At 63.9% G+C, this 23,117-nt stretch carries 16 protein-coding genes; 7 read left to right on the top strand and 9 right to left on the bottom strand.

Annotation, left to right across the window (positions count from 1 at the left end):
* The first annotated feature begins 49 nt into the window (after window positions 1–49).
* Both QFZ40_RS04965 and QFZ40_RS04960 read left to right on the top strand, forming a co-directional pair.
* A complete protein-coding gene (locus QFZ40_RS04965) occupies window positions 50–1,732 on the top strand; it encodes a formate--tetrahydrofolate ligase (RefSeq protein WP_306903177.1) in 1,683 nt (560 codons plus the stop codon).
* A gap of 185 nt (window positions 1,733–1,917) precedes the next feature.
* Window positions 1,918–2,874 carry a DUF559 domain-containing protein gene (locus tag QFZ40_RS04960; RefSeq protein WP_306903176.1) on the top strand — a complete coding sequence of 319 codons (957 nt, stop codon included), beginning with the start codon at window positions 1,918–1,920 and terminating at the stop codon, window positions 2,872–2,874.
* Between the two features lie 159 nt (window positions 2,875–3,033).
* Here QFZ40_RS04960 and QFZ40_RS04955 read toward each other — a convergent pair whose 3' ends face one another.
* The 8 genes from QFZ40_RS04955 to glmS all read right to left on the bottom strand — a co-directional run bounded on the left by QFZ40_RS04955 (window position 3,034) and on the right by glmS (window position 15,720).
* On the bottom strand, window positions 3,034–4,119 hold the full coding sequence (locus tag QFZ40_RS04955) for an inositol-3-phosphate synthase (protein ID WP_306903175.1): 1,086 nt from the start codon (window positions 4,117–4,119) through the stop codon (window positions 3,034–3,036).
* Window positions 4,120–4,291: 172 nt separating this feature from the next.
* Window positions 4,292–5,332 carry an L-glyceraldehyde 3-phosphate reductase gene (gene mgrA / locus QFZ40_RS04950; RefSeq protein ID WP_306903173.1) on the bottom strand — a complete coding sequence of 347 codons (1,041 nt, stop codon included), beginning with the start codon at window positions 5,330–5,332 and terminating at the stop codon, window positions 4,292–4,294.
* An 84-nt stretch (window positions 5,333–5,416) separates the two neighbouring features.
* Window positions 5,417–7,186 (bottom strand): malto-oligosyltrehalose trehalohydrolase, encoded by a 1,770-nt coding sequence (gene treZ / locus QFZ40_RS04945; RefSeq protein WP_306903172.1) that lies wholly within the window; start codon window positions 7,184–7,186, stop codon window positions 5,417–5,419.
* Window positions 7,183–9,522, bottom strand: a complete 2,340-nt coding sequence (treY, locus tag QFZ40_RS04940) for a malto-oligosyltrehalose synthase (protein ID WP_306903171.1) — start codon at window positions 9,520–9,522, stop codon at window positions 7,183–7,185. Before treY ends, treZ begins: the two co-directional genes overlap by 4 nt.
* A complete protein-coding gene (glgX, locus tag QFZ40_RS04935; protein ID WP_306903170.1) occupies window positions 9,519–11,774 on the bottom strand; it encodes a glycogen debranching protein GlgX in 2,256 nt (751 codons plus the stop codon). The genes treY and glgX overlap by 4 nt, the downstream gene beginning before the upstream one ends.
* Window positions 11,775–11,848: 74 nt before the next feature.
* Window positions 11,849–13,441 carry an NAD(P)H-hydrate epimerase gene (locus QFZ40_RS04930; protein WP_306903169.1) on the bottom strand — a complete coding sequence of 531 codons (1,593 nt, stop codon included), beginning with the start codon at window positions 13,439–13,441 and terminating at the stop codon, window positions 11,849–11,851.
* 34 nt (window positions 13,442–13,475) lie between these two features.
* A complete protein-coding gene (locus QFZ40_RS04925; protein ID WP_306903167.1) occupies window positions 13,476–13,823 on the bottom strand; it encodes a holo-ACP synthase in 348 nt (115 codons plus the stop codon).
* A 4-nt stretch (window positions 13,824–13,827) separates the two neighbouring features.
* Window positions 13,828–15,720, bottom strand: coding sequence for a glutamine--fructose-6-phosphate transaminase (isomerizing) (gene glmS, locus QFZ40_RS04920; RefSeq protein WP_306903166.1), 1,893 nt, complete (start codon window positions 15,718–15,720; stop codon window positions 13,828–13,830).
* Between the two features lie 123 nt (window positions 15,721–15,843).
* Between glmS and coaA the strand changes: the two genes are divergently transcribed.
* The 4 genes from coaA to mscL all read left to right on the top strand — a co-directional run bounded on the left by coaA (window position 15,844) and on the right by mscL (window position 19,689).
* The gene (gene coaA, locus QFZ40_RS04915) at window positions 15,844–16,818 is read left to right on the top strand and encodes a type I pantothenate kinase (protein WP_306906820.1); all 975 of its coding nucleotides are present in this window, start codon (window positions 15,844–15,846) and stop codon (window positions 16,816–16,818) included.
* A 3-nt stretch (window positions 16,819–16,821) separates the two neighbouring features.
* Window positions 16,822–17,694 carry a M15 family metallopeptidase gene (locus tag QFZ40_RS04910; protein ID WP_306903164.1) on the top strand — a complete coding sequence of 291 codons (873 nt, stop codon included), beginning with the start codon at window positions 16,822–16,824 and terminating at the stop codon, window positions 17,692–17,694.
* Between the two features lie 80 nt (window positions 17,695–17,774).
* Entirely contained in the window at window positions 17,775–19,172 is a 1,398-nt protein-coding gene (locus tag QFZ40_RS04905) for a glycosyltransferase family 87 protein (RefSeq protein WP_306903163.1), read from the top strand.
* A gap of 127 nt (window positions 19,173–19,299) precedes the next feature.
* Window positions 19,300–19,689: a large conductance mechanosensitive channel protein MscL gene (mscL, locus tag QFZ40_RS04900; RefSeq protein ID WP_306903162.1), complete on the top strand. Its 390-nt coding sequence runs from the start codon at window positions 19,300–19,302 to the stop codon at window positions 19,687–19,689.
* Window positions 19,690–19,757: 68 nt separating this feature from the next.
* Here the strand turns inward: mscL and glmM are convergent, their stop codons facing one another.
* Window positions 19,758–21,119, bottom strand: coding sequence for a phosphoglucosamine mutase (gene glmM / locus QFZ40_RS04895; protein WP_306903161.1), 1,362 nt, complete (start codon window positions 21,117–21,119; stop codon window positions 19,758–19,760).
* Window positions 21,120–21,281: 162 nt separating this feature from the next.
* Here glmM and QFZ40_RS04890 point away from each other — a divergent pair, with 162 nt between their 5' ends.
* Complete coding sequence (locus QFZ40_RS04890) at window positions 21,282–23,117, top strand: glycosyltransferase family 39 protein (RefSeq protein WP_306903160.1); 1,836 nt, start codon at window positions 21,282–21,284, stop codon at window positions 23,115–23,117.

Below are 23,117 nucleotides of genomic sequence, written 5' to 3'. Positions count from 1 at the left end.
CCGGAGCCGCCCGTGCCCGCCGGAGACGATCCCCGAACAAAGGACAAAGATGTCTGAACGGAATTCCCTAAGCGACCTCGACATCGCCCGGCAGGCCGACATCAGGCCGATTGGGGATATCGCGGCGACTGCGGGCATCAACGCCGAGGCGCTGGAACTGTACGGGCGCTACAAAGCCAAGGTCGACCCGGCCCGCTTGGACGCTCCTGCTCCGGCGGGGAAAGTGGTGCTGGTGTCCGCGATGTCGCCCACTCCGGCCGGCGAAGGGAAATCGACCACCACCGTAGGGCTCGCTGATTCGCTTGCGCGTGCAGGGCACAAAGTGATGATCGCGCTGCGGGAGCCGTCGCTGGGCCCCATCCTTGGCATGAAGGGCGGGGCCACCGGCGGCGGCTACTCGCAGGTGCTGCCCATGGACGAGATCAACCTGCACTTCACGGGCGATTTCCATGCCGTGACCTCCGCCAATAATGCCCTCATGGCACTGGTGGACAACCACATCTACCAGGGCAACGAACTGAACATCGATCCGCGGCGCATGACGTTCAAGCGGGTCCTGGACATGAACGACAGGTCCCTGCGTGAAGTGGTCATCGGGCTGGGCGGGCCCGCCCAGGGCGTCCCCCGCCAGGACGGCTTCGACATCACGGTGGCTTCGGAGATCATGGCGGTGTTCTGCCTGGCCACGGACCTTGCCGATCTCCGCGACCGCCTGGGCAAGATCACCTTCGGCTACACCTATGACCGCGCTCCGGTCACCGTGGCCGACCTCGGAGTCCAGGGTGCCCTGACCCTGCTCCTGAAGGAAGCCATCAAACCCAACCTGGTGCAGACCATCGCGGGGACGCCAGCCCTGGTCCACGGCGGCCCGTTCGCCAACATCGCCCACGGCTGCAACTCCCTCATCGCCACCCAGACCGCACGGCGCCTTGCTGACATCGTGGTCACCGAGGCAGGCTTCGGCGCGGACCTCGGAGCGGAGAAGTACATGGACATCAAGGCGCGGCTGGCTGACGTGGCGCCGTCCGCCGTCGTCGTGGTGGCCACCGTCCGTGCGCTGAAGATGCACGGCGGCGTCGCCAAGGACAAGCTCACCGCGCCGGACCTCGAAGCGCTCCTCGCCGGCGTCGACAACCTCCGGCGGCACCTGCGCAACGTGGAAAAGTTCGGGGTGACTCCTGTGGTGGCCATCAACAGGTTCGCGACCGACACGCAGGAGGAGCTGGACTGGCTGCTGGAGTGGTGTGCGACGGAAGGAGTAGAGGCGGCCGTCGCCGATGTCTGGGGGCGGGGCGGCGGCGGAGACGGCGGCGACGAACTGGCAGCCAAGGTCGCGGCTGTGCTCTCCGCACCCAACAGCTTCAGGCACCTGTATAGCCTTGACCTGCCTGTCGAGGAGAAGATCATGAGTATCGTCCAGGAGATCTACGGCGCCGACGGCGTGGACTTCTCCGTGCCGGCCCTGAAGCGGCTGGCTGACATCAAAAAGAACGGCTGGGCCGGGCTTCCCGTCTGCATGGCGAAGACCCAGTATTCGTTCAGCGACGACGCCTCCCGGCTTGGCGCGCCGAAGGGCTTCACCATCCACGTGCGCGACCTCATCCCCAAGACGGGGGCCGGATTCATCGTGGCCCTTACGGGGGCGGTGATGACCATGCCGGGCCTTCCCCCAGTGCCTGCCGCGATGCGCATGGACGTGGACGACGCCGGCAACCCCGTCGGCCTCTCCTAGGGCCCGTCCCCGTCCGGACGCTTCCTCACCTTTCGCACGTTTCCCCCCAACGCTTCCTCACCTTTCGCACCTTTCCCCCAACGCTTCCTCACCTTTCGCACGTTTCCCCCACCGTTCTCTCAGGCCGTGTTGGAAAGCTGTGGATAACTTCTGCGCCGAAGGTCAAACTGGGCAACAATTCCCCTATGCACAAACTGGACCTCCCGCACACCCTGCGAACTGCGCCGTTCACACTTACAACAGCTCAGGAACTGGGTGTTCCTCCGGCCAGGTTGAGGGGTGGCGACATCGCGCATGTCAGCCGTGGGCTGTACCGCCCTTCAAACTGGAACTTCGAGCTGGAGGCAGCGGCGAGAGCGCTATCCGAAGCATCACCGGCAGCTTGGATCTCCCATGTCACCGCTGCCCGTATCGAGGGCCTGCTGCTGCCGCCCTGGCTTTCGGACTCAACAGAGCTGCACTTGAGCAAACCACGGTCATTGCCCGAAACTCGCCGGAAGGGCGTGACCGGCCATTCGGTGCTGGCCTGGGAAGACGAGGTCGAGGAAATCAACGCTATCCGTATCAGCACCCGATCGCGCACCTGGCTGGATCTGGCGAGACACCTGTCGTTAAGCGAGCTGATATGCATGGGCGATCAGCTGATCCGTGTTCCGCGGCCGCAGTTTGAAGAGCGGTCCCAGCCGTTCGCCACGTTAGAAGGCCTGCATTCCCTCGTTGCCCGACACCCCAATCTTCAGGGCGTCGTGCGTGCCCGCGAGGCCTTGGAAATGATGAGGGTGGGCGCGGGCTCCGCCCCTGAAACACTGCTTCGTCTGGCAATGGGGGACGCAAACCTCCCGGACCCTGACCTCCAGCTCGCGCTGCGGCCGGAGGACCCCAACTCGCCGACGTGTGACCTTGGCTATCGTCGGCACCGTCTGGCCATTCAGTACGACGGCGGACATCACCTCCAGGCGCCCCAGAGCCTGAGTGACAGGCGGCGCGATAAAGCGTTCAGATCCGCCGGTTGGGACGTGCTGGCGTTCGACAAAGACGATCTCGCCCAAGGATTCGAGAAGGCCGTCGTAAGAATCAAGCGGGCGCTACGCGCAGCGAGGCGCGACCACACGGCCGCTTCGGGTTTCGCTGACGAAACCTGAGGAAGCGTCAGGAGAAACCCCGCAAGACGTGAGGAAGCGTCAGGAGAAACCCCGCAAGACGTGAGGAAGCGTCGGAAGCCCCGGACAGAACAACGCTCCCCCACCAAGAAGTGAGAGAGCGTTGCGCCAAAACCTGCAGGAAGTGAGAGAGCGTCGGGGTTAGCGCTCCAGGTCGCCGCGGATGAAGGCCTCGACCTTTTCACGGGCGAGGTCGTCGTTGAACTGCTCCGGCGGGGACTTCATGAAATAGCTTGAGGCGGACAGCAGCGGGCCGCCGATGCCGCGGTCCAGGCCGATTTTGGCGGCGCGGATGGCGTCGATGATCACACCTGCGGAGTTGGGTGAGTCCCAGACCTCCAGCTTGTACTCCAGCGAGACCGGGGCGTCGCCGAAGTTGCGGCCTTCGAGGCGGACGAAGGCCCACTTGCGGTCATCGAGCCACTGGACGTAGTCAGACGGGCCAATGTGGACGTCCTTGGCCGCCAGCTCGGCCTCGACGTTGGAGGTGACGGCCTGGGTCTTGGAGATCTTCTTGGACTCCAGGCGGTCACGCTCCAGCATGTTCTTGAAGTCCATGTTGCCGCCCACGTTGAGCTGGTACGTGCGGTCCAGCGTCACGCCGCGGTCTTCGAAGAGCTTTGCCATGACACGGTGCGTGATGGTGGCACCGATCTGGCTCTTGATGTCATCGCCCACGATCGGCACGCCGGCGGTCGTGAACTTGTCAGCCCACGCCTTGGTGCCGGCGATGAACACGGGAAGGGCGTTGACGAAGGCAACCCCGGCGTCGATGGCAGCCTGGGCGTAGAACTCGGCGGCTTCTTGGGAACCGACGGGCAGGTAGCAGACCATGACGTCAACGTTGGCGTCCTTGAGGGCCTGAACCACGTCCACGGGCTCTGCCGGGGACTGCTCGATGGTCTCAAGGTAGTACTTGCCAAGCCCGTCGAGGGTGTGGCCGCGCTGGACGGTCACACCTGTGGGGGGAACGTCAGCGATCTTGATGGTGTTGTTTTCGCTGGCCAGGATGGCATCCGCGAGGTCAACGCCGACCTTCTTGCCATCCACGTCGAAGGCCGCAACGAACTGAACATCGTTGACGTGGTACTTGCCGAACTCCACGTGCATCAGGCCGGGGATCGTAGCCTCGGGATCGGCGTCACGGTAGTAGTGCACACCCTGGACGAGCGAGGCGGCGCAGTTACCCACACCGACGATGGCAACACGAATCGGATTTGAAGACACGGAACTCCTTTGAGGACAAAACTTCAGCCACCGGAACAGTCGGTACCGGAGAGTACGACGGCGGGCAGACGGCACGGCGCCACTTGGCGCCTTTTCATAGTACCCAACAGAGCAGGGGCGGGGATTGTTTCCTCGCCCCTGCTCCGGGTATTACCGCCACGAAGGTGTGACGTTACGGCGTCTGCTTCCAGAGGTTGATGTCCGACTCCACCGCAAATTCATCGATGGATGTCAGTTCCTGGCTCGTGAACTCAAGGTTGTTGATGGCGGAAAGGGTGTCTTCCAGCTGCTTGACGCTTGAAGCGCCTACCAGGGCCGACGTGACCGGAGAGCCCTTAGGCTGGTCACGCAGAATCCACGCAATCGCCATCTGGGCCAGTGACTGTCCGCGGTCCGCTGCGATCTTGTTCAGGCCGCGGATCCGGTCCAGCTTCTCTTCCGTAATTGCTGATTCTGACAGGAAGCGTTCCTTCGCTGCCCTCGAATCTGCCGGAATACCGTTGAGGTAGCGGTCCGTGAGCATCCCTTGGGCCAGCGGGGAGAACGCGATCGAGCCTGCCCCTACCTCGTCCAAGGCTTCGTAAAGGTTGGGCGTGCCGTTCTCCGTCCAGCGGTTCAGCATTGAGTAGCTGGGCTGGTGGATCAGCAGCGGGGTGCCCAGTTCCTTCAGGATCCGGGCAGCCTCCAGGGTCTGCTCCGGAGTGTAGGACGAGATGCCGGCGTACAGGGCTTTGCCCGAGCGGACAGCATAGTCCAGCGCACCCATGGTTTCCTCCATTGGCGTTTCCGGATCGGGGCGGTGGCTGTAGAAGATGTCCACGTAGTCCAGGCCCATCCGCTGCAGGGACTGGTCAAGGCTGGAAATCAGGTACTTGCGGGAGCCCCATTCACCGTACGGGCCCGGCCACATGTAGTAGCCGGCTTTGGTGGAAATGACGAGTTCGTCCCGGTAGGGCTTGAAATCGTCCGCAAGGTGGCGTCCGAAGTTGATCTCCGCAGTGCCGTCCGGCGGGCCGTAGTTGTTGGCGAGGTCGAAATGGTTGACGCCCAGGTCGAAGGCGCGACGAAGGATGGCGCGCTGCTCGTCAAAACGCTTGTCGTCGCCGAAGTTGTGCCACAGGCCAAGCGAGATGGCCGGAAGCTTCAGTCCGCTGCGACCAACGCGGCGGTAGGGCATGGATTCGTAACGGTCATCTGCCGCAGAATAAGTCATATTACCTATCCTGCCAGCTGTGACGCAGGCTACAGAACCTTCTCGCAGTGTTACGCCGCCGGCTGGCAAAACACCGCGGCAGCACTACCCCTTCACCACGGCCGCACTCCACGGGGCGAGAGTCAGAGAACCGCCGTCGAGCACCGTGGCCTCGTCGGTGGTGAGCAGCAGGTCGCCCCGGGCATCCTCGAGCCGGATCTTTTGTTCGGAAAAATTCAGCAGCACTTCGACGGACCCGCGCCGGAAACGCAGCCAGCCGTCGTCGTCGTTGAATCCGACCTCCGTCTCCGTGAACCCGAGATCCGCAAGCTCCGGGTGCTGCCGGCGCAAAGCCGTCAAATCACGGTAGAGCTCCAGGAGCCTCGCATGCTCGCCCGCGGACGTTTCCGCCCAGTCGAGCTTGGAGCGGCGGAAGGTTTCCGGGTCCTGCGGATCGGGGACGACGGCGGGATCCCACCCCATCCGCTCGAACTCACGGATCCTGCCCTCGGCAGTGGCTTTGCCCAACTCCGGTTCAGGGTGCGAGGTGAAGAACTGCCATGGCGTGGAGGCGCCGAATTCCTCGCCCATAAACAGCATCGGGGTGAACGGGGAGGTCAGGGTGATCACGGCGGCCACGGCCAGCGGCCCGAAGGGCAGCGACTGGGACAACCTGTCCCCTGTTGCCCGGTTGCCGATCTGGTCGTGATTCTGGTTGCAGACCACAAGCGCCTCGGGATGCACCAGGGAGGTATTGATGGGCCTGCCGTGGTGGCGCCCGCGGAAGCTGGAGTAGCTCCCGTCGTGCAGGAACCCGTCCTTGAGGACCTTCGCCAGGACGCCCAGGGTAACGAAGTCCCCGTAGTAGCCGGTGGTTTCGCCGCTGACATTGACGTGGACCGCGTGGTGGAAGTCGTCGCTCCACTGTCCGGCCAGGCCGTACCCGTTGGCATTTCGCGGGTAGATGAGTCGGGGGTTGTTCAGGTCGGATTCGGCGATGAGGGTTTTCGGAAGCCCGGTCTCGGCCGAGATGGCGTCGCCCAGTGCGCCGAGGTCCTCCAGGATGTGTACGGCGCGCTCGTCCTTCAGAGCGTGCACGGCATCCAGGCGGAGCCCGTCCACGTGGTAGTCACGGAGCCAGAGCGCGGCATTGTCCAGGATGTACTGCCGGACCACATCCGAGCCCGGTCCGTCCAGGTTGATGGAGTCCCCCCACGTGTTGGCGTCGCCCTGTTTGACGTACGGGCCGAATCTGGCCAGGTAGTTGCCGCTGGGGCCGAGGTGGTTGTAAACGACGTCCTGGATGACTCCCAGACCCGCGGCGTGCGCGGCATCGACAAAACGCTGGTAGGCGGCCGGGCCTCCGTAGCCTTCGTGGACGGTGTACCACTGCACACCGTCGTAGCCCCAGTTGTGGGTTCCGTTGAAGCCGTTGACCGGCAGCAGTTCCACGAAATCGACGCCCAGGTCCACCAGGTATCCGAGCTTGTCCGCGGCGGCGTCCAGCGTTCCGGCCGGAGTGAAAGTGCCCACGTGGAGCTCATAGATGACTGAGCCGCGCAACTCCTTGCCCTGCCAGCCGCTGTCCTGCCATTCGTGCACTGCCGGGCTGAAGGTCCGTGACAGCGCATGGACACCTTCCGGCAGCCGGCGTGAACGGGGATCAGGCAAGGGATGGGTATCCCCGTCCAGCAAATAGCCGTAGTCCACGTCCCCCTCGCCGGGTGCACCTGCGGCCGACCACCAGCCCTCGGCTCCCGGCCCCGCATCGATCCTGGCCATCCGATACTGCTCCCCGTTGGCGAGCAAGGTCACTGATCCAGCGCCCGGCGCCCAGACGTCGAAGCGGCCGGATCCGTTGTGTGCCAGGCTCATGCGCTGTCTCCGTTCACGGGCACCAGGAGTGCCACAGGGTAGGTCTGCAGGAGGTCCGCCACCGGTACCGCGCCCGGACCAAAGCGGCTTCCGGTGAGGTCGTCCCGCATTTCGGTGGCGAGTTCGACGGCGGTGCCGCGCCAGCCGCCAGCCTGTTCCAGCCCGTAGGGAAGCCTGGTGGCCAGCGTGAGGACACCTTGGCCGGGGCCGGACCCGGAAGCACCGCGGTCGAAGGCGACGAGGTGGTCCGCAGCGGGCCCGGACGCCTGGACCGGCCGGTAGCCCTGAAACAGTTCGGGCCGGTCACGGCGCAGACGCAGGGCCCGGGACGTCACCAGCAGCTTGCTGGTCTCGTCCAGGATGGTCTCAGGAAGCTGGCCGCCGTCCAGCGCGGCCAGTGCGGCCCCGCGCGCATCGAAGTCGACAGCCCGCCGGTTGTCCGGGTCCGTCAGGGAGCGGTCCCAGAACTCTGTTCCCTGGTAGACGTCCGGAACGCCGGGCATGGTGAGCTGGATCAGCTTCATGGCCAGCGAGTTGGACGCGGCGAAGGGATCTATGGCTGCCACGAAATCCTCGATCAGGGCGTTGACAGAGGGGTTGTCGAATATAGAGTCGACGGCCTTGGCCAGCGTGGCCTCGAACTCTTCGTCCGGGTCCGTCCAGGTGGTGGAGTTGCCGGCTTCCCTCGCGGCCTTTTCCGCGTAGCTATGCAGGCGTTCCCTGCTGGCCGGCCAGGCGCCGACCACTGCCTGCCACAGGAGTGCCGAGAACGGTCCGTCGGGCAGCGGTGCGGCCTCCCGGAGGGCGGTCAGCACCGCTGTCCATTCCGGAACACGTTCGGCGATGACGGAAATCCGTGCCCGGGTGTCCTCGCTTCGCTTGGTGTCGTGGGTGCTCAAGGTGGTCATGGACAACGGGAGGGTATCCTGGCGCTTCTGCATCCGCCGGTGGAATTCCTCCGGGTCCACTGAGAATTCCGTCGGATCTGCTCCCACTTCCGTCAGGGTCCCCAGCCGCGTGTAGCGGTAGAACGCGGTGTCTTCAACACCCTTGGCCATGACCATCCCGGACGTCTGCTGGAACCGGCGCCCGAGTTCGGTCTCCGGCTTCAGCAGCACGGGCAGCAGCGTGTCCACCGCATCCGACAGGTCCGGGCGCGATTCGGCGGCCGCTGCGCACGCTTCACGCAGGACGTCCTCTCCCGTGGGCAGGTAGGTGCGGTAGACCGGGAAGGCCGCGATGATCTGGGCGAGAGCATCAGCCGCTGCATCCTGTCCCAGGTTGGTGTCGGAAGGGACCAGGCGCGCCAGCCGCAGGATCTCGGAACGAAGCATCCCGTCAGCGACGGCGCGTTTGGTGCCCAGGATCATGGCAGCGTAGTCGGCCGGCTGCTCTGCCTGACGGAGTTGCGCGTCGAGGACGTCCAGGGGCGCCTGGCCGGCGGGATCCACGAAAACGCGGTCTACATCGGCCAGGGCGTCGTAACCGGTGGTTCCTTCGCAGTTGAATTCCGGCGGCAGCTCCTCCCCCGGCTCCAGGATCTTTTCCACCAGCACGTACGCGCCGCCGCTGATTTCCTTGAGCCGGTTCAGGTAGCCGGCGGGGTCCGCCAGCCCGTCGGGGTGGTCCACGCGCAGCCCGTCAACCAGGCCGTCGCGGAACCACCGGGCGACCTCGGCGTGGGCCTCATCGAAGACCCAGGGGATTTCCACCCGGATCCCGGCCAGGGTGCTGACCGCGAAGAAGCGCCGGTAGTTCAATTCGGCGTCCGCCCGGCGCCACGCCACCAGCTCGTAGTGCTGCCGGTCATGGACTGCGGCCGGCGAGTCACCGTCTGCATACGTGCCCGCGGCGAGGGGAAAGCGGTGCCCGTAATAGCGGAGCTCGCCATCGCTGATCTCCAGCTGGTGGACGTCCTCATCGCTGCCCAGCACCGGGATCCGGATGCGGCCGCCGCCAAGGTCCCAGTCGACGTCGAAAGCTTCGGCATAGCGGGAGGCGCGGCCTTCCTTCAGAAGCGACCACCACCAGGGGTTCTGCGGCGGCGAGGCCACGCCTACGTGGTTGGGCACGATGTCCACGAGCACGCCCATGCCGTGCTCCCGGGCGGCCTTGGAGATTGCCTCCAGCCCTTCTGGACCCCCACGCTCCGGATCCACTGAGGAGGGGTCAGTCACGTCGTAGCCGTGATCGGAACCATGCTCGGCCGTCAGGAGGGGCGACAGGTAGAGCCAGTCCGCACCCAGGGACTTCAGGTACGGCACCTTGCTGGCGGCGTCATGAAGAGTGAAACCGGGGCGGATCTGAAGCCGGTAAGTCGAAGCTGGAACCCTCATTTCTTCTTGTCCTTCCGGACCCCGACTTTCGTGGTTTTCCCCGGTTCGGCGACAGTGGGTGTGCTCAATGCCTCCGTCTCGCTGGTGGACGTCTGCGTCAGCGCCGCCAGCGATGCGGCCACTGAGTGGTCCGGCTCGGTCTCGGGCACGCTGTGGGCCCTGAGGACCGCCAGCGACTTCGCGTCAACCTGCAATGACTCTCCGGCCTTCACGGGTTCAGTGTCAGCGTTGTGGCCAGCGGTATCGATGATGATGTCCCACGCCGGGGCGTACTCGTCAGAGGGCAGGGTGAACTGCACCATGTCGTCGTGGGCGTTGAAATACAGGAGGAAGTTCACGTCCGTGATCCGTCGTCCGCGGGTGTCCTTGCCCTGGATGCCGTCGCCGTTGAGGAATACGCCCACCGACCGGCCGAAGCCGCTGTGCCAGTCCTCCGGCGTCATGGTCGCGCCGTCGACGTCCAGCCATACGATGTCCGGGAGCCGTTCGCCTTCGCCCCGCAGGACGGGCCGCCCGTCGAAGAAGCGGCTCCGGCGGAACGTGGGGTGCTTGGCGCGCAGCGCGTTGACGGCGGCCGTGAATTCGACCAACGGCTGGTCGATGGTCTCCCAGTTGATCCAGGTCAGTTCCGAATCCTGGCAGTATCCGTTGTTGTTGCCGCGCTGCGTGCGGCCCAGTTCGTCGCCGTGGGACAGCATCGGGACGCCCTGGGACAGCAGCAGAGAGGCGATGAAGTTCCGCTGCTGGCGGGCGCGCAGGCCCAGGACAGCAGGATCATCAGTGGGCCCCTCGACCCCGCAGTTCCAAGAACGGTTGTGGGATTCGCCGTCGTTGTTGCCCTCGCCGTTGGCCTCGTTGTGCTTCTCGTTGTAGGACACCAGGTCAGACAGGGTGAAGCCGTCATGGGCAGTGACGAAGTTGATGGACGCGACAGGCCGGCGGCCGGAGTGTTCGTAGAGATCGGCCGAGCCGGTGATCCGGGAGGCGAATTCGCCCAGCGTCGCCGGTTCACCGCGCCAGAAGTCCCGCACCGTGTCACGGTATTTCCCGTTCCATTCTGTCCACTGCGGCGGGAAATTGCCCACCTGGTAGCCGCCGGGCCCGACGTCCCACGGCTCGGCAATGAGCTTCACCTGGGAAACAACCGGGTCCTGCTGGATGAGTTCGAAGAACGTGGACAGCTTGTCGACGTCGTAAAATTCCCGGGCCAGCGTGGAGGCGAGATCGAAGCGGAACCCGTCCACGTGCATGTCCGTGACCCAGTAGCGCAGTGAATCCATGAGCAGCTGGAGGGAGTGCGGCTGGCGGACGTTGAGGGAGTTCCCGGTGCCCGTGTAGTCCATGTAGTGCTTTTCATCCCCCTCCATCAGCCGGTAGTAGGACTGGTTGTCGATACCCTTGAAGGAGAGGGTGGGGCCAAGGTGGTTGCCTTCGGCCGTGTGGTTGTAGACCACATCCAGGATCACTTCGATCCCGGCTTTGTGCAGCGAACGGACCATGGCCTTGAAGTCCTGGACCTGCTGGCCGGTGTCGCCCGTGGAGCTGTAGGTATTCTGCGGGGCGAAGAAGCCGATGGTGTTGTATCCCCAGTAATTGTTCAGGCCCTTGTCCTGCAGGGTTCCGTCGTTGACGAACTGGTGCACGGGCATCAACTCGATGGCGGTCACCCCCAGCTTCTGGAGGTGCGAGATCACCGAGGGGTGCGCCACCCCAGCATAGGTGCCGCGCTGCTCTTCCGGAATCTCGGGGTGCAGCTGGGTCAGGCCCTTGACGTGGGCCTCATAGATGACCGACCGATGGTACGGGACCCGGAGGTTGTGGTCGCCGTCCCAGTCGAAGAACGGGTTAATGACAACGCCCAGCATCATGTGGGGTGCGGAGTCCTGATTGTTGATCGAGTCCGGCTCGCCCAGGTTGTAGGCAAACAGCGCCGGGTCCCAGTCAATCTGGCCGTGCACAGCCTTGGCGTACGGGTCCAGGAGGAGCTTGTGGGGATTGAAGCGGTTGCCGGAGGCGGGGTCGTATGGCCCGTGGACGCGGTAGCCGTACTTCTGGCCAGGCTGGACCTGCGGGATGTAACAGTGCCAGACGTAGCCGTCCACCTCGTCCAGCCTGTACCGCGTTTCCACTCCGGCGTCATCGAAGAGGCAAAGCTCCACTTTTTCGGCGCGTTCGCTGAACAGTGCGAAGTTGGTGCCTGTCCCGTCAAAAGTGGCGCCAAGGGGGTAAGCCGATCCGGGCCAGATTTCCATGCATGCTCCTCATCATTGTTCGCCAGCAGGTTTCGAAACGCCTCCGGTGCCCGCTGCCGATACAGAACCTATGCCTACCGTAACGGGTGGGCGTGACTATTACGGCCCTGCTCCATCCCTGTAGTAAGCCTGCTTACTTTATCCCATGCTTCCGGTAGCGTGTCCGCGATGCGGCTTGCGGTCAACGGTCCGCCGGCCGTGGCGGCCCTTCCGGCAAGACCGTGAAGACTTGCCGCCAGGGCTGCGATGGCTGCCCAGCGATCATCCGGACCGATGCCTGATTCCCGGAAGTGCCCGACGTCGGAACCCAGCTGTGCGAGCAGCGCACCGATGACTCCGGCCAGGACGTCGCCGCTGCCGGCAGTAGCCAGCCAGGGCGTGCCCTCGGCCTGGCTATAGGAGTGCCGTGAAGGGGATTCCACGAGCGTCGTGGCGCCCTTGAGCAGGACGGTGGCTCCGGTCAGGCCGGCTGCCAGCCTGACGGCGCGAAGGGTGTCAGCTTCAACCGCCGCACGGTCAAGCTCGGGATCCCGGCCTGACCCCAGCCGTTTAAGCAGGGACGCGAGTTCGCCTGCATGCGGGGTGAGCACGACGTGAGGGGCCAAAACTGCGGGAAGGGCAGGGAGCGCACCGGCATCGGCGATGACCGGGAGTCCTGATTCCACGGCCTCCCGGGCCCGCTGGAGCTGCTCAGAATCACCAGGACCCATTCCGGATCCCACCAGCCAGGCCTGGACATGCGTGTCGGCCACAGAGCCGATGCTGCACACCACTTCGGGGCAGGATTGGCGGACCAGGCTGGCCACCTCCGGCGGTCCGAGGTAGCGCACCATTCCCACTCCGGCAGCCAGCGCGCCGCGGCAGGCCAGCACGGCAGCGCCAGGGTAATCGGCCGAACCGGCCACTACCCCGAGCACGCCGCGGGAGTATTTGTGCGAACGCCGTCCCGGCTGCGGCAGTAACCGCGAGAGGTCCCCGGCCTCAAAACGGTGCAGCGCAGGCAGCGGAAGATTCTCCTCGATGCCGATCGGGACGACGTGAACCCGTCCGGCATAGTCGGCTCCGGGGTCGGCAAGCAGGCCCGCCTTAGCGGCGCCGAAGGTCACTGTCAGGTCCGCGGCCAGCACGGGCTCATGAACCTGGCCGGTATCGGCATCGACGCCGCTGGGAACATCGCAGGCCACCACCAGGCTCTCGCCTGATGTTCCGGAGCCTGCAAGCCTGGACACCAGGGCGGCCGCAGTGCCTCGCAGCCCGCCCTTGGCCCCAGTCCCCAGGACAGCGTCAATAACGACGTCGGCGCGCGCCACGTCCGCGGTGAGCCGGCGGAGCGTGGAGTCGGTGAGCAGATGCGCACGGCCGCCGGCCCGTTCAAAAGCAGCCAAACCTTCGGGGTGCGCAGCCTCGGCGGTAAGCACCGCAGTCGTACTCATCCCCCTGGCCGCCAGGAACGCCGCAGCGAAGAGACCGTCGCCGCCGTTGTTTCCTTTGCCGACGAGAACAGCAACGCTCGTTCCGTAAATGCGGTGCCCGCGGCCTTTCAGCTCGCGGATGACCGCGTTGGCGAGCCCGTGGGAGGCACGCTGCATCAGGACGGCACCCATGCCGGCGGCGAGGAGCGGCTCTTCAGCCGCCCTGATCTGGGTTCCGGTATAGCCGCTGATCATGGGCTCGGGTTCCTGGCGGGCTCAGCTTTGCGACTCAGCCTTCGGCCAATACCGTGGCGGTGGCGATTCCGCCATCGTGGCTCATGGACAAGTGCCAGCGCTTGACGCCCTTGGCGTCGGCCACCGCGAGCACGGTGTCCTTGACCTGGATGGTGGGCCCGTGCTGGTCCAGGCCGATCCAGCAGTCCTGCCAGTTCATGCCCGCGGGCGCGCCGAGAACCTTGGCTACGGCTTCCTTGGCGGCAAACCTCGCGGCCAGAGACCGGGTGTTCAGGTCCCGCTCGGCAGGCACGAACAGCCTGTCACGGAGACCGGGGGTCCGTTCAAGCTGGCGGCCGAACCGCTCGATGTCTACAACGTCTACGCCTATGCCAACAATCATTGGGCTATTCTACGGTCACGCTCTTGGCCAGGTTGCGAGGCTGGTCCACGTCGTAGCCCTTGGCCGAGGCAAGTTCCAGGGCGAAAATCTGCAGCGGCACCGTAGTCAGCAAGGGCATCAGCAGCGGAGGAGTCTCCGGCACGTAGAAAACGTGCTCGGCGTAGGCCTTCACGGCCTCGTCACCCACTTCGGCGACAACCAGGGTCCGGGCGCCACGGGCGCGGACCTCCTGGATGTTGCTGACCACCTTGGCGTGCAGCGAATCCCGGCCGCGAGGCGACGGGACCACCACGAACACCGGCTGGCCGTCATCGATCAGGGCGATGGGCCCGTGTTTCAGCTCGCCGGCGGCGAAGCCTTCAGCGTGGATGTAGGCGATTTCCTTGAGCTTCAGGGCGCCTTCCAGGGCCACCGGGTAACCCACGTGGCGGCCCAGGAAGAGGACTGATTTCTCGTCCTTCATGCTGCGGGCCAGCTCGCGGAGGGGACCGGAGTTGTCCAGGATGCTCTGGATCTTCGCCGGGATCTTGTTCAGGTCCGCGAGGACGTCCTTGATTTGGCCGGAGAAGATGTTGCCGCGCAGCTGGGCAAGGTACAGGCCCAGCAGGTAGGCGGCGGTGATCTGGGCGAGGAAGGCCTTGGTGGAGGCCACCGCGATTTCCGGGCCGGCGTGCGTGTACAGCACGGCGTCCGACTCGCGCGGAATGGTGGAGCCGTTGGTGTTGCAGATGGACAGGGTTTTGGCGCCCTGCTCCTTGGCGTAGCGCACGGCCATCAGCGTGTCCATGGTTTCCCCGGACTGGCTGATGGAGACCACCAAGGTATTGCTGTCGAGAATGGGGTCGCGGTAGCGGAACTCATGTGCGAGCTCCACTTCCGTGGGGATCCGGCACCAGTTCTCGATGGCGTACTTGGCCACGGTGCCCGCATAGGCTGCCGTGCCGCAGGCCAGGACGATGATCTTGTTGACCTGTTTCAGCAGCTCGACGTCGATGCGGATTTCGTCGAGGGTCAGCTTGCCGTTGATGTCCGAGCGGCCCAGGAGGGTCTGCGCCACGGCGTCGGGCTGGTCGTTGATCTCCTTTGCCATGAAAGAGCTGAACCCGCCCTTTTCCGCAGAGGCAGGGTCCCAGTCCACGTGGTATTCCTTGCCCTCGGCAGGGGCACCATAGAAGTCGGTGATTTCCACGGTGTCAGCCGTGATGGTGACAATCTGGTCCTGGCCCAGTTCCACGGCACGGCGCGTGTAGTCGATGAAGCCGGAGACGTCCGAGCCCAGGAAGTTCTCCCCCTCGCCCAGCCCCACAACAAGCGGCGAGTTGCGGCGCGCCGCGACCACGACGTCGGGCTGGTCGGCATGCACGGCCAGGAGGGTGAATGCCCCCTCGAGGCGCTGGCAGGCGAGCTGCATGGCGGTGGTGAGGCCGCCGTCGCTCACGTCGCCGTTCAGTTTGTTGCGGAAGATATCACCCAGCAGCGCTGCAGCCACTTCGGTGTCGGTTTCGGAGGCGAACGTGACGCCCTTGGCCAGCAGCTCGCTCTTCAGCTCGGCGAAGTTCTCGATGATGCCGTTGTGGATTAGCGCGAGCTTGCCGCCGTCGGAGAGGTGCGGGTGGGCGTTCTGGTCGGTGGGACCGCCGTGGGTGGCCCACCGCGTGTGCCCGATGCCGGTGGCCGTTTCAGGCAGCGGCCGGGCCTCCAGCTCAGCCAGCAGGTTGCTCAGCTTCCCGGACTTCTTCCGGGACGAGATCATGCCGTCGGCAACAACAGCGACCCCTGCTGAGTCATAGCCCCGGTACTCCAGGCGGCGCAATCCTTCGAGGACAACATCCAGTGCACTATGACCGGCATCTTCACGGCCAGCCGAACGACCCACGTATCCCACGATTCCACACATGGCCTCTAGCCTATCCGGAGCGGGGTTGAGATCTAAACTGACCCGTCGACCACGCGGCCCTAACGCTGACACGCCCGCAGGTACAGGTGCGTCCATTTCACTCTCAGCCGGGTGAAGGGCAGAATCACTAACGTGACCTTGCAACGCAATGAAACGAACGGCGAGGGTGTCTCCCCGTTCGTTGAGCTGGACCGGCAAACGTGGTCCCGGCTGGCAGCCCAGATGGAACAGCCTCTGAATGAAGAGGACATTGTCCGTCTGCGCGGCCTCGGCGACCCCCTGGACATGAACGAGGTCCGGGAGGTCTACCTGCCGCTGTCCAGGCTGCTTCACCTGTACGTTGAGGCCTCCCACCAGCTTCATTCGGCCACCACGACGTTTTTAGGCGAGCAGACGCAGCGCACACCGTTTGTCATCGGCGTGGCCGGGTCTGTGGCGGTGGGCAAGTCCACCATTGCCCGTGTGCTTCGGGAGATGCTCCGGCGCTGGCCCGGCACGCCCAACGTGGAGCTCATCACCACGGACGGCTTCCTGTACCCGCTTGCCGAGCTGAAACGGCGCCAGCTCCTGGAACGCAAAGGTTTCCCGGAGTCCTATGACCGGCGGGCGCTGCTGCGCTTCGTGAGCGAGATCAAGGGCGGCGCCGAGGAAGTAAGGGCACCGTGGTACTCGCACGTCACGTACGACATCGTTCCGGGCAAGGAAGTGGTGGTCCGCCGCCCGGATGTCCTGATCGTCGAAGGCCTGAATGTGCTGGCGCCTGCCCGCCCGCGCCATGACGGCAGGCAGGGCCTGGCGCTGAGTGACTTCTTCGACTTCTCCATCTATGTGGATGCCAAAACGTCCTACATCGAGGAGTGGTACGTGGACCGTTTCCGCAAGCTCCAGAGCACAGCGTTCGCGCAGCCGGAGTCATACTTCCATCGTTACGCCACACTGTCCGCTGAAGAGGCGGAACGCACCGCACGGGACATCTGGAAGCGCATCAATGAGCCCAACCTGGAGGAAAACGTGCTGCCAACGCGGGGCCGCGCCCAGCTGGTGCTGACCAAGGATGCTGACCACTCCATCCGCCGCATGCTCCTGCGGAAGGTCTAGCGGATGTGCCAAGACTGCCGATCGGCGGGAGCCAGCCGGCGCAGCTTCGCCCGGTTCCTGGCCGCAGGAGCCGGCCTGACTGTCCTTTCCGCCTGCACGCCGGACGTCCCGGCCCAGGAGGCGCCGTCGTCGTCCGCTTCCTCCACCGCTCCCCCGGCTCCCTCCGCATCCCCCTCGCCTGTCGTGGACACGACCACCGTAGGTCCGACGCCGGCTGTACAGTCCCCCACAGAGGTGCCGGCTCCGCCGTCGCCGGCTGCCGCGATGCCGCGGAAGTACTCACTGACAGACCCTGCCAGCCCGTGGCTGGTGGTCAACAAGCACCGCCCGCTGGTTCCGGCCGACTACGTTCCGGCGGACCTGGTGCTGCCGGGCATCAGGCTCGCGGTGTCCGGCGAGGCCACGCATCTGAACAGCACGACGGCGGCTGCCGCGGAAGCGTTGTTTGCTGCGGCCGCGAAGGATGGCGTGACCATGACCCTGGCGAGCGGCTACCGCTCGTACTCCACCCAGGTTTCGACGTACAACGGCTACGTGGCTTCGCGCGGTCAGGCCGACGCCGACACGGCCAGCGCGCGCCCCGGATATTCCGAGCACCAGACGGGCTGGTCCTTCGACATCGGCGACGGCGGCGGGGCCTGCAGCTTCCAGCCGTGCTTCGCCGAACAGCCAGCCGCGGTATGGGCCAAGGCGAACTGCCACCGGTACGGCTTTGTGGTCAGGTACCCATGGATGTTCCATACGATCACCGGGTATTACTACGAACCCTGGCACCTGCGGTACATCGGCGTGGAGGCTGCCACCGACATGGCCAACCGGGGCATCAACACCCTGGAGGAATACTTCGGCCTGGAAGCGGCGCCTGGGTATCCCTGAACGACAAGTTCTTCGAGCCTGGCCGAGATCTGCTCCCTGCTGTCCTCACCAAGAGTCCTGGGCATGTATTCTCACTATCCATGTGGGGAACCAGAAGGGTAAAGGCCGTTCTTGTTGAACCGGGCAAGCTAAGTGCTGCCCTGTTCACGCGCAAGCTAGACAGCCTTATCACACCGGATCGGGTGCGAATATACCCAAGAATATTCTTGGCCGCGTCCCTGCTTGGCCTGACAATCTCCTCGCTTGTCCGGGTAATGGACCCCACAGTCCAGGGTGCATTTTTGCCCGACTACCTGGCCCATTGGAGTGGAGGGGGCCTGCTACTTCTCGGGGATTCGACGGACCTTTATGACCCTGAAATTCAGCACGAGTTCCAAAAGAATGCCCTCGGCACGGAAGTAGACTTCTCGTGGTTTGTCTCCCCCCCATTCGTCGCCGCTTTCTACGCCCCCTTGGCTCTCCTCCCCTACGGTCTGAGCGGGCTGGTCTGGCTGATCTTGAGCGCCTCTCTGATCGTCTGCACCACCCTAAGTTTGAAGTCTCTCGCGCCAGGACTAATACTTCGAAAGCGGAGCCTCGTGGTCATCGCGGTCCTAGCATCACCTGTGGTCTTTGAAATACTCGGCAGCGGCCAGGACTCTGCGTTCATCCTCGCAGCGTGGCTAGCCGGCATTCGGTTGCTCATCAGCCGTCACTCTTTCTGGGCCGGAGCCGTGTTGGGCTTAGGCCTTGCCAAGCCTCAGCTTGTCGTCCTGGTGCCGCTCGTCCTTTTGGCTACCCGGAACTACCGGGCCCTTGCCGCCTTTGTGGCGGTCTGCGCCCTTCTCATGGGCATCTCACTGGGAATAGTCGGAGGTGAGGGTCTGTATCAATGGGTTGCCACGCTTTCGGGTCCCCTGTATTTGGATCACGTTCAGCAGGGTCAAGCATGGAAGATGGTAGGCCTACCTTCTCTTGTGCAGGCGCTACTTCCGCCGGCTTGGGGCAGCGTGCTGGCACCGGTACTGACGACCTCAGCACTCCCAGTGGGAGCTGGAATACTGCTCCTCTGGCTGCACAGGCTCCGCGGGCAACTGGTCGAGGCTCAGGCAATATGGATCGCAACTCTGGCAACGACGGCCACCTTTTCGCCGCACCTAGCCACTTATGATGCAGTTCTCTTCATTCCAATCATCCTTTACCTCCTCCAGCGGCGGCCATCACCGTTGATTCGTGTAGCTTCTACAGCCGCCTTTATCCTCTTGTGGATGGTGCCCGTCCTTCATTTGGCAGCGGCTCCCCTCCCTTGGCCACTTGCAGTCATCGATGCACCGTGGTCTGCCATACCCTTGGCCCTCATATGGTTTGAATCGCTTAAAGCACTCCAACCCAATCGCACGGAAAGCCTAGCGAGCAGCAAGGTCAATCGAAATTCCGCACAGCCGCGGCCGGTGAAGCCCGTGCCCAAGATTGAAGGTCAGCCAGAAGCGGGCCGATAATTGACCACCCCTCGGCGAATCGAATGGCCGTACAACACGTAGCGCACTGACTTAGCGCACGACACGTTCTCCGGGAATCGACAAATCCGCCATCTGGGCTCCACCCCCGTGGGCTACCGTGGTTGTCATGCTCACAGGATTCAAGAATTTCATTATGAAGGGCAACGTCGTTGACCTTGCCGTCGCCGTCGTGATGGGTGCTGCTTTCAGCTCTGTCGTGACCTCTATTGTCCAGGGCCTGCTGACGCCGCTCATCGGACGTCTGTTCAGTGCCAAGGGCATCGAAGAAATGCAATGGGAGGGATTCATGTACGGATCCGTCATCTCCGCAGTCATTTCGTTCGTGCTGGTGGCCGCCGCGATCTACTTCGTGGTGGTGCTGCCGATGAACCACATGATCGCGCTCCGCAACCGCAAGCTCGGAATCGACAAGGACGTGAAGGAAGAAGCTGCGGAAGACCCGCAGATCGCCCTGCTCACCGAAATCCGGGATGCGCTGCAGGCTCGGCAGCCCTGACAACGTGTGCAGCGAAAATGGCCTGCCTCTGTTGAGAGGCGGGCCATTTCTGTTTATCCGTTTCAGGATCAGTCCCTGACGAGCTCCAGCGCCAACTCGGTGCGGACAATCTGGGTAAGGCGTTCGGCGATCGCTTGGGCAGTCGCCTCGTCGGCTGCCTCCACCATGACGCGTACTACGGGTTCGGTTCCCGACGGTCGCAGCAGCACACGTCCAGTTTCGCCGAGTTCGGCCTCAGCGGCGGACACTGCCTGTGACAGCGCCTCCGAATGGTTCACGCGGGTGCGGTCCACACCCGCGACATTAATCAATACCTGCGGGAGTTTTGTCATCACGGTAGCAAGCTGCTTAAGGGAACGTCCCGTCAAGGCGATCTGCGCTGCTAACTGGAGGCCCGTTAGGATGCCATCGCCCGTGGTGGCGTAGTCGGCAAAAATCACGTGACCGGACTGTTCACCGCCAAGGTTGTAGCCGCCGTCGCGCATGCCTTCAAGGACGTAGCGGTCCCCCACGGCAGTTTCGCGGAGGCTGATACCTGCTTCGCGGAGCGCGATCTTCAGGCCCAGATTGCTCATCACCGTGGCGACCAGGACGTCGTCCTTGAGCCTGCCGGAGGCTTTCAGCGCCACGGCCAGGATGGCCATGATCTGGTCGCCGTCCACCTCGTTGCCTTCGTGGTCTACAGCGAGGCAGCGGTCGGCGTCGCCGTCATGCGCGATGCCGAGGTCCGCTCCGTGCTGCACCACTGCGGCCTTCAACGGGCCCAGGTGGGTGGAACCAACGCCGTCGTTGATGTTGTGTCCGTCGGGATCCGCGCCAATGACCACGACATCGGCGCCGGCGTCTTTGAAGACCTGAGGTGAGCAGCCGCTCGCGGCACCGTGGGCGCAGTCCAGGACCACTTTCAGCCCCTCGAGGCGGTGCGGGAGGGTGCGGAGCAGGTGGACGACGTAGCGGTCCTCAGCATCCGAGAACCGCTGGATGCGCCCTACGTCCGCCCCGACCGGCCGGGCCGGCTCGGTCCCCAGCCGTTCCTCGATGGCGTCCTCGACGTCGTCCGGGAGCTTCTGGCCGCCACGGGCAAAGAATTTGATGCCGTTGTCCGGTGCCGGATTGTGCGAGGCGGAGATCATCACGCCGAAATCGGCGTCCAAGTCAGCCACGAGATAGGCCGCCGCCGGCGTCGGGAGGACACCGGCGTCGTATACGTCGATGCCCGAGCTTGAGAGCCCGGCCTCAACGGCAGCGGCAATGAATTCCCCGCTGGCTCGGGGGTCACGAGCCACCACAGCGCGGGGCCGGGTGCCGTTGGTGTTGCGGTCATGACCGAGCACAACGGCGGCCGCCTGGGCCAGCTGCATCGCCAGCTCCGCTGTCAACAGGCCGTTAGCCAGGCCCCGGACACCATCTGTTCCAAATAATCTAGACATCGGGTCAAGTGTAGAGGATGCCGTGAGCGTGCCGTCCGATGGCTTCCATTGCTTGCGGTTTTCGTGTGGTGCGTGTGGTCCGCCGCACCTGCCTCATGTATCTTCACCTACATAGCCTTCGGGATTCCCCGTACCGGCAGCAGAGTTATGAACATTGGGGGCATGCCTGTGAAACGTGGAGATGCGCTCGGCCTTGCGGCCCTCGTCACTGCTGCCGGGATCATGTTTTTCTGGCGACTGGATTCCAACGGCTGGGGCAATGGGTACTATGCTGCAGCAGCTCAGGCCGGCGCTGTCAACTGGGAGGCATTCTTCTTCGGGTCTTCGGACGGCGGCAACGCCATCACGGTGGACAAGTTGCCGGCCAGCATCTGGTTATCGTCATTGTCAGTGCGGCTGTTTGGCCTCAGCTCATGGAGTCTCTTGGGGCCGCAAGCCCTTCTCGGTGTCGGAACCGTAGTCCTTACCTATTTCACCGTCCGCCGGCACTTTCGGCATAGTTCTGCCATGATAGCCGGCACTGTCCTGCTGCTTACTCCTGCCGCTGCAGTGATGTTTCGCTATAACAATCCAGATGCTCTCCTCACCTTTCTTCTGACTCTCGCGACCTACCTCATGATCCGTGCCTGCGAAGATGGGCGGTGGCAGTGGGTGCTGGGCACGGGGGCGGTTATTGGAGCTGCCTTCCTGACAAAGTCCGCTCAGGCGCTACTGCTCCTTCCCACACTGGGCGGGGTGTACTTGTACTCAGGCCCGGGCCAGCTTAAGCGGCGGTTCTTACAGCTGGTGGCAGGTCTGGCCACTGTCGCCGCCGCGGCAGGATGGTGGGTGGTCATTGCCGAAGCCACACCTCAAGAATCCAGACCCTATGCAGGCGGCTCGTTCAGCAACAGCTTTGTTGAAGTACTCCTCAGACAGAATGGCTTGGGGAGGATCCTGGGATCTGCTGGCGGCGGGACCCCAGGACAGGAAGCTGCACCCCCGGGGCTTTTGAGGCTCATACAGTATTCGTCCTTCGGCAGCCAGGGGGCGTGGTTGTTGCCGGCAGCGGTCCTTCTTCTTGCCGCCACGCTGGTCCTCTTGCGATTTCAGCCTCGCTGCGACGCAAGGCGTGCGACTCTGCTTTTTTCCGGAGGATGGATACTCAGCTATTGGGTCACTTTCAGTTTCATGGGAGGCGTGGTACACGCCTACTACCTGATTGCAATCGCTCCTCCAATCGCGATGGTCATCGGGGCAACTTGGGAAATGCTCCGCCCGGCCCAGAGGTGGGTACCGTTTCGGCTCGTTGCAGCGTCAGCGGTATTAGTCTGCGGTATCGTCGCCTTTGGTTATCTCTCAAACTCATCACCCTTCGGCCCTGTTCTTGCCTTGGTTGTCTTGGCCTTCTGCCTTGTCGGCTGCGAATTAACCGTATTTCGCCTCCGGAACCATAGGGCACGCCGTTTTTTGGTTGTCTCTCTTGTGGCTACCTGTGGCTTCGGGCCGCTGTTGTTCTCAGTTTCCGCCATAGCCAGCGCTCACACTGGAGTCTCCCCCGCCGCATCCATGGTCGGGAGCCACGCGGTTCTCGACTCGCCTGACCCGTCGCTTTGGCCGGATGGCAACACCGAAAGTACGAGGGGAACGGCACTGGGTCACTTGGCCGATCCCCAAGTTGTAGCATTCCTTCGGCAGGCAGACAATCCCGCGTCACGCTGGGCTGCAGCTTCTCCCGGCGCCCTGAACGCTGCACAGTATCAGCTCACCCTGCAACGGCCGGTCATGCCCGTCGGAGGTTTCAACGGAGGTACACCATATCCGAGCGTTTCCCAGTTCAGCAATTACATTGAATCGGGCCAGATCCGCTACTACCTTGTTCGGCACGACTCTCACGATATCCAGGCCGAAGCTGGGTTCGCCGACGAGGTGACTAACTGGGTTCGAGAACATTTTGCACACATCCAGATAGGTGAGATGGACGTCTTCGATCTTCGCCTGCGGCTCCCGAATTCCTGA

Source organism: Arthrobacter pascens, assembly GCF_030816475.1.
Classification (GTDB): Bacteria; Actinomycetota; Actinomycetes; order Actinomycetales; family Micrococcaceae; genus Arthrobacter; species Arthrobacter pascens_B.
Note: the sequence above shows the minus strand (reverse complement) of the source record. Positions and strands in the feature narration are given on the sequence as shown.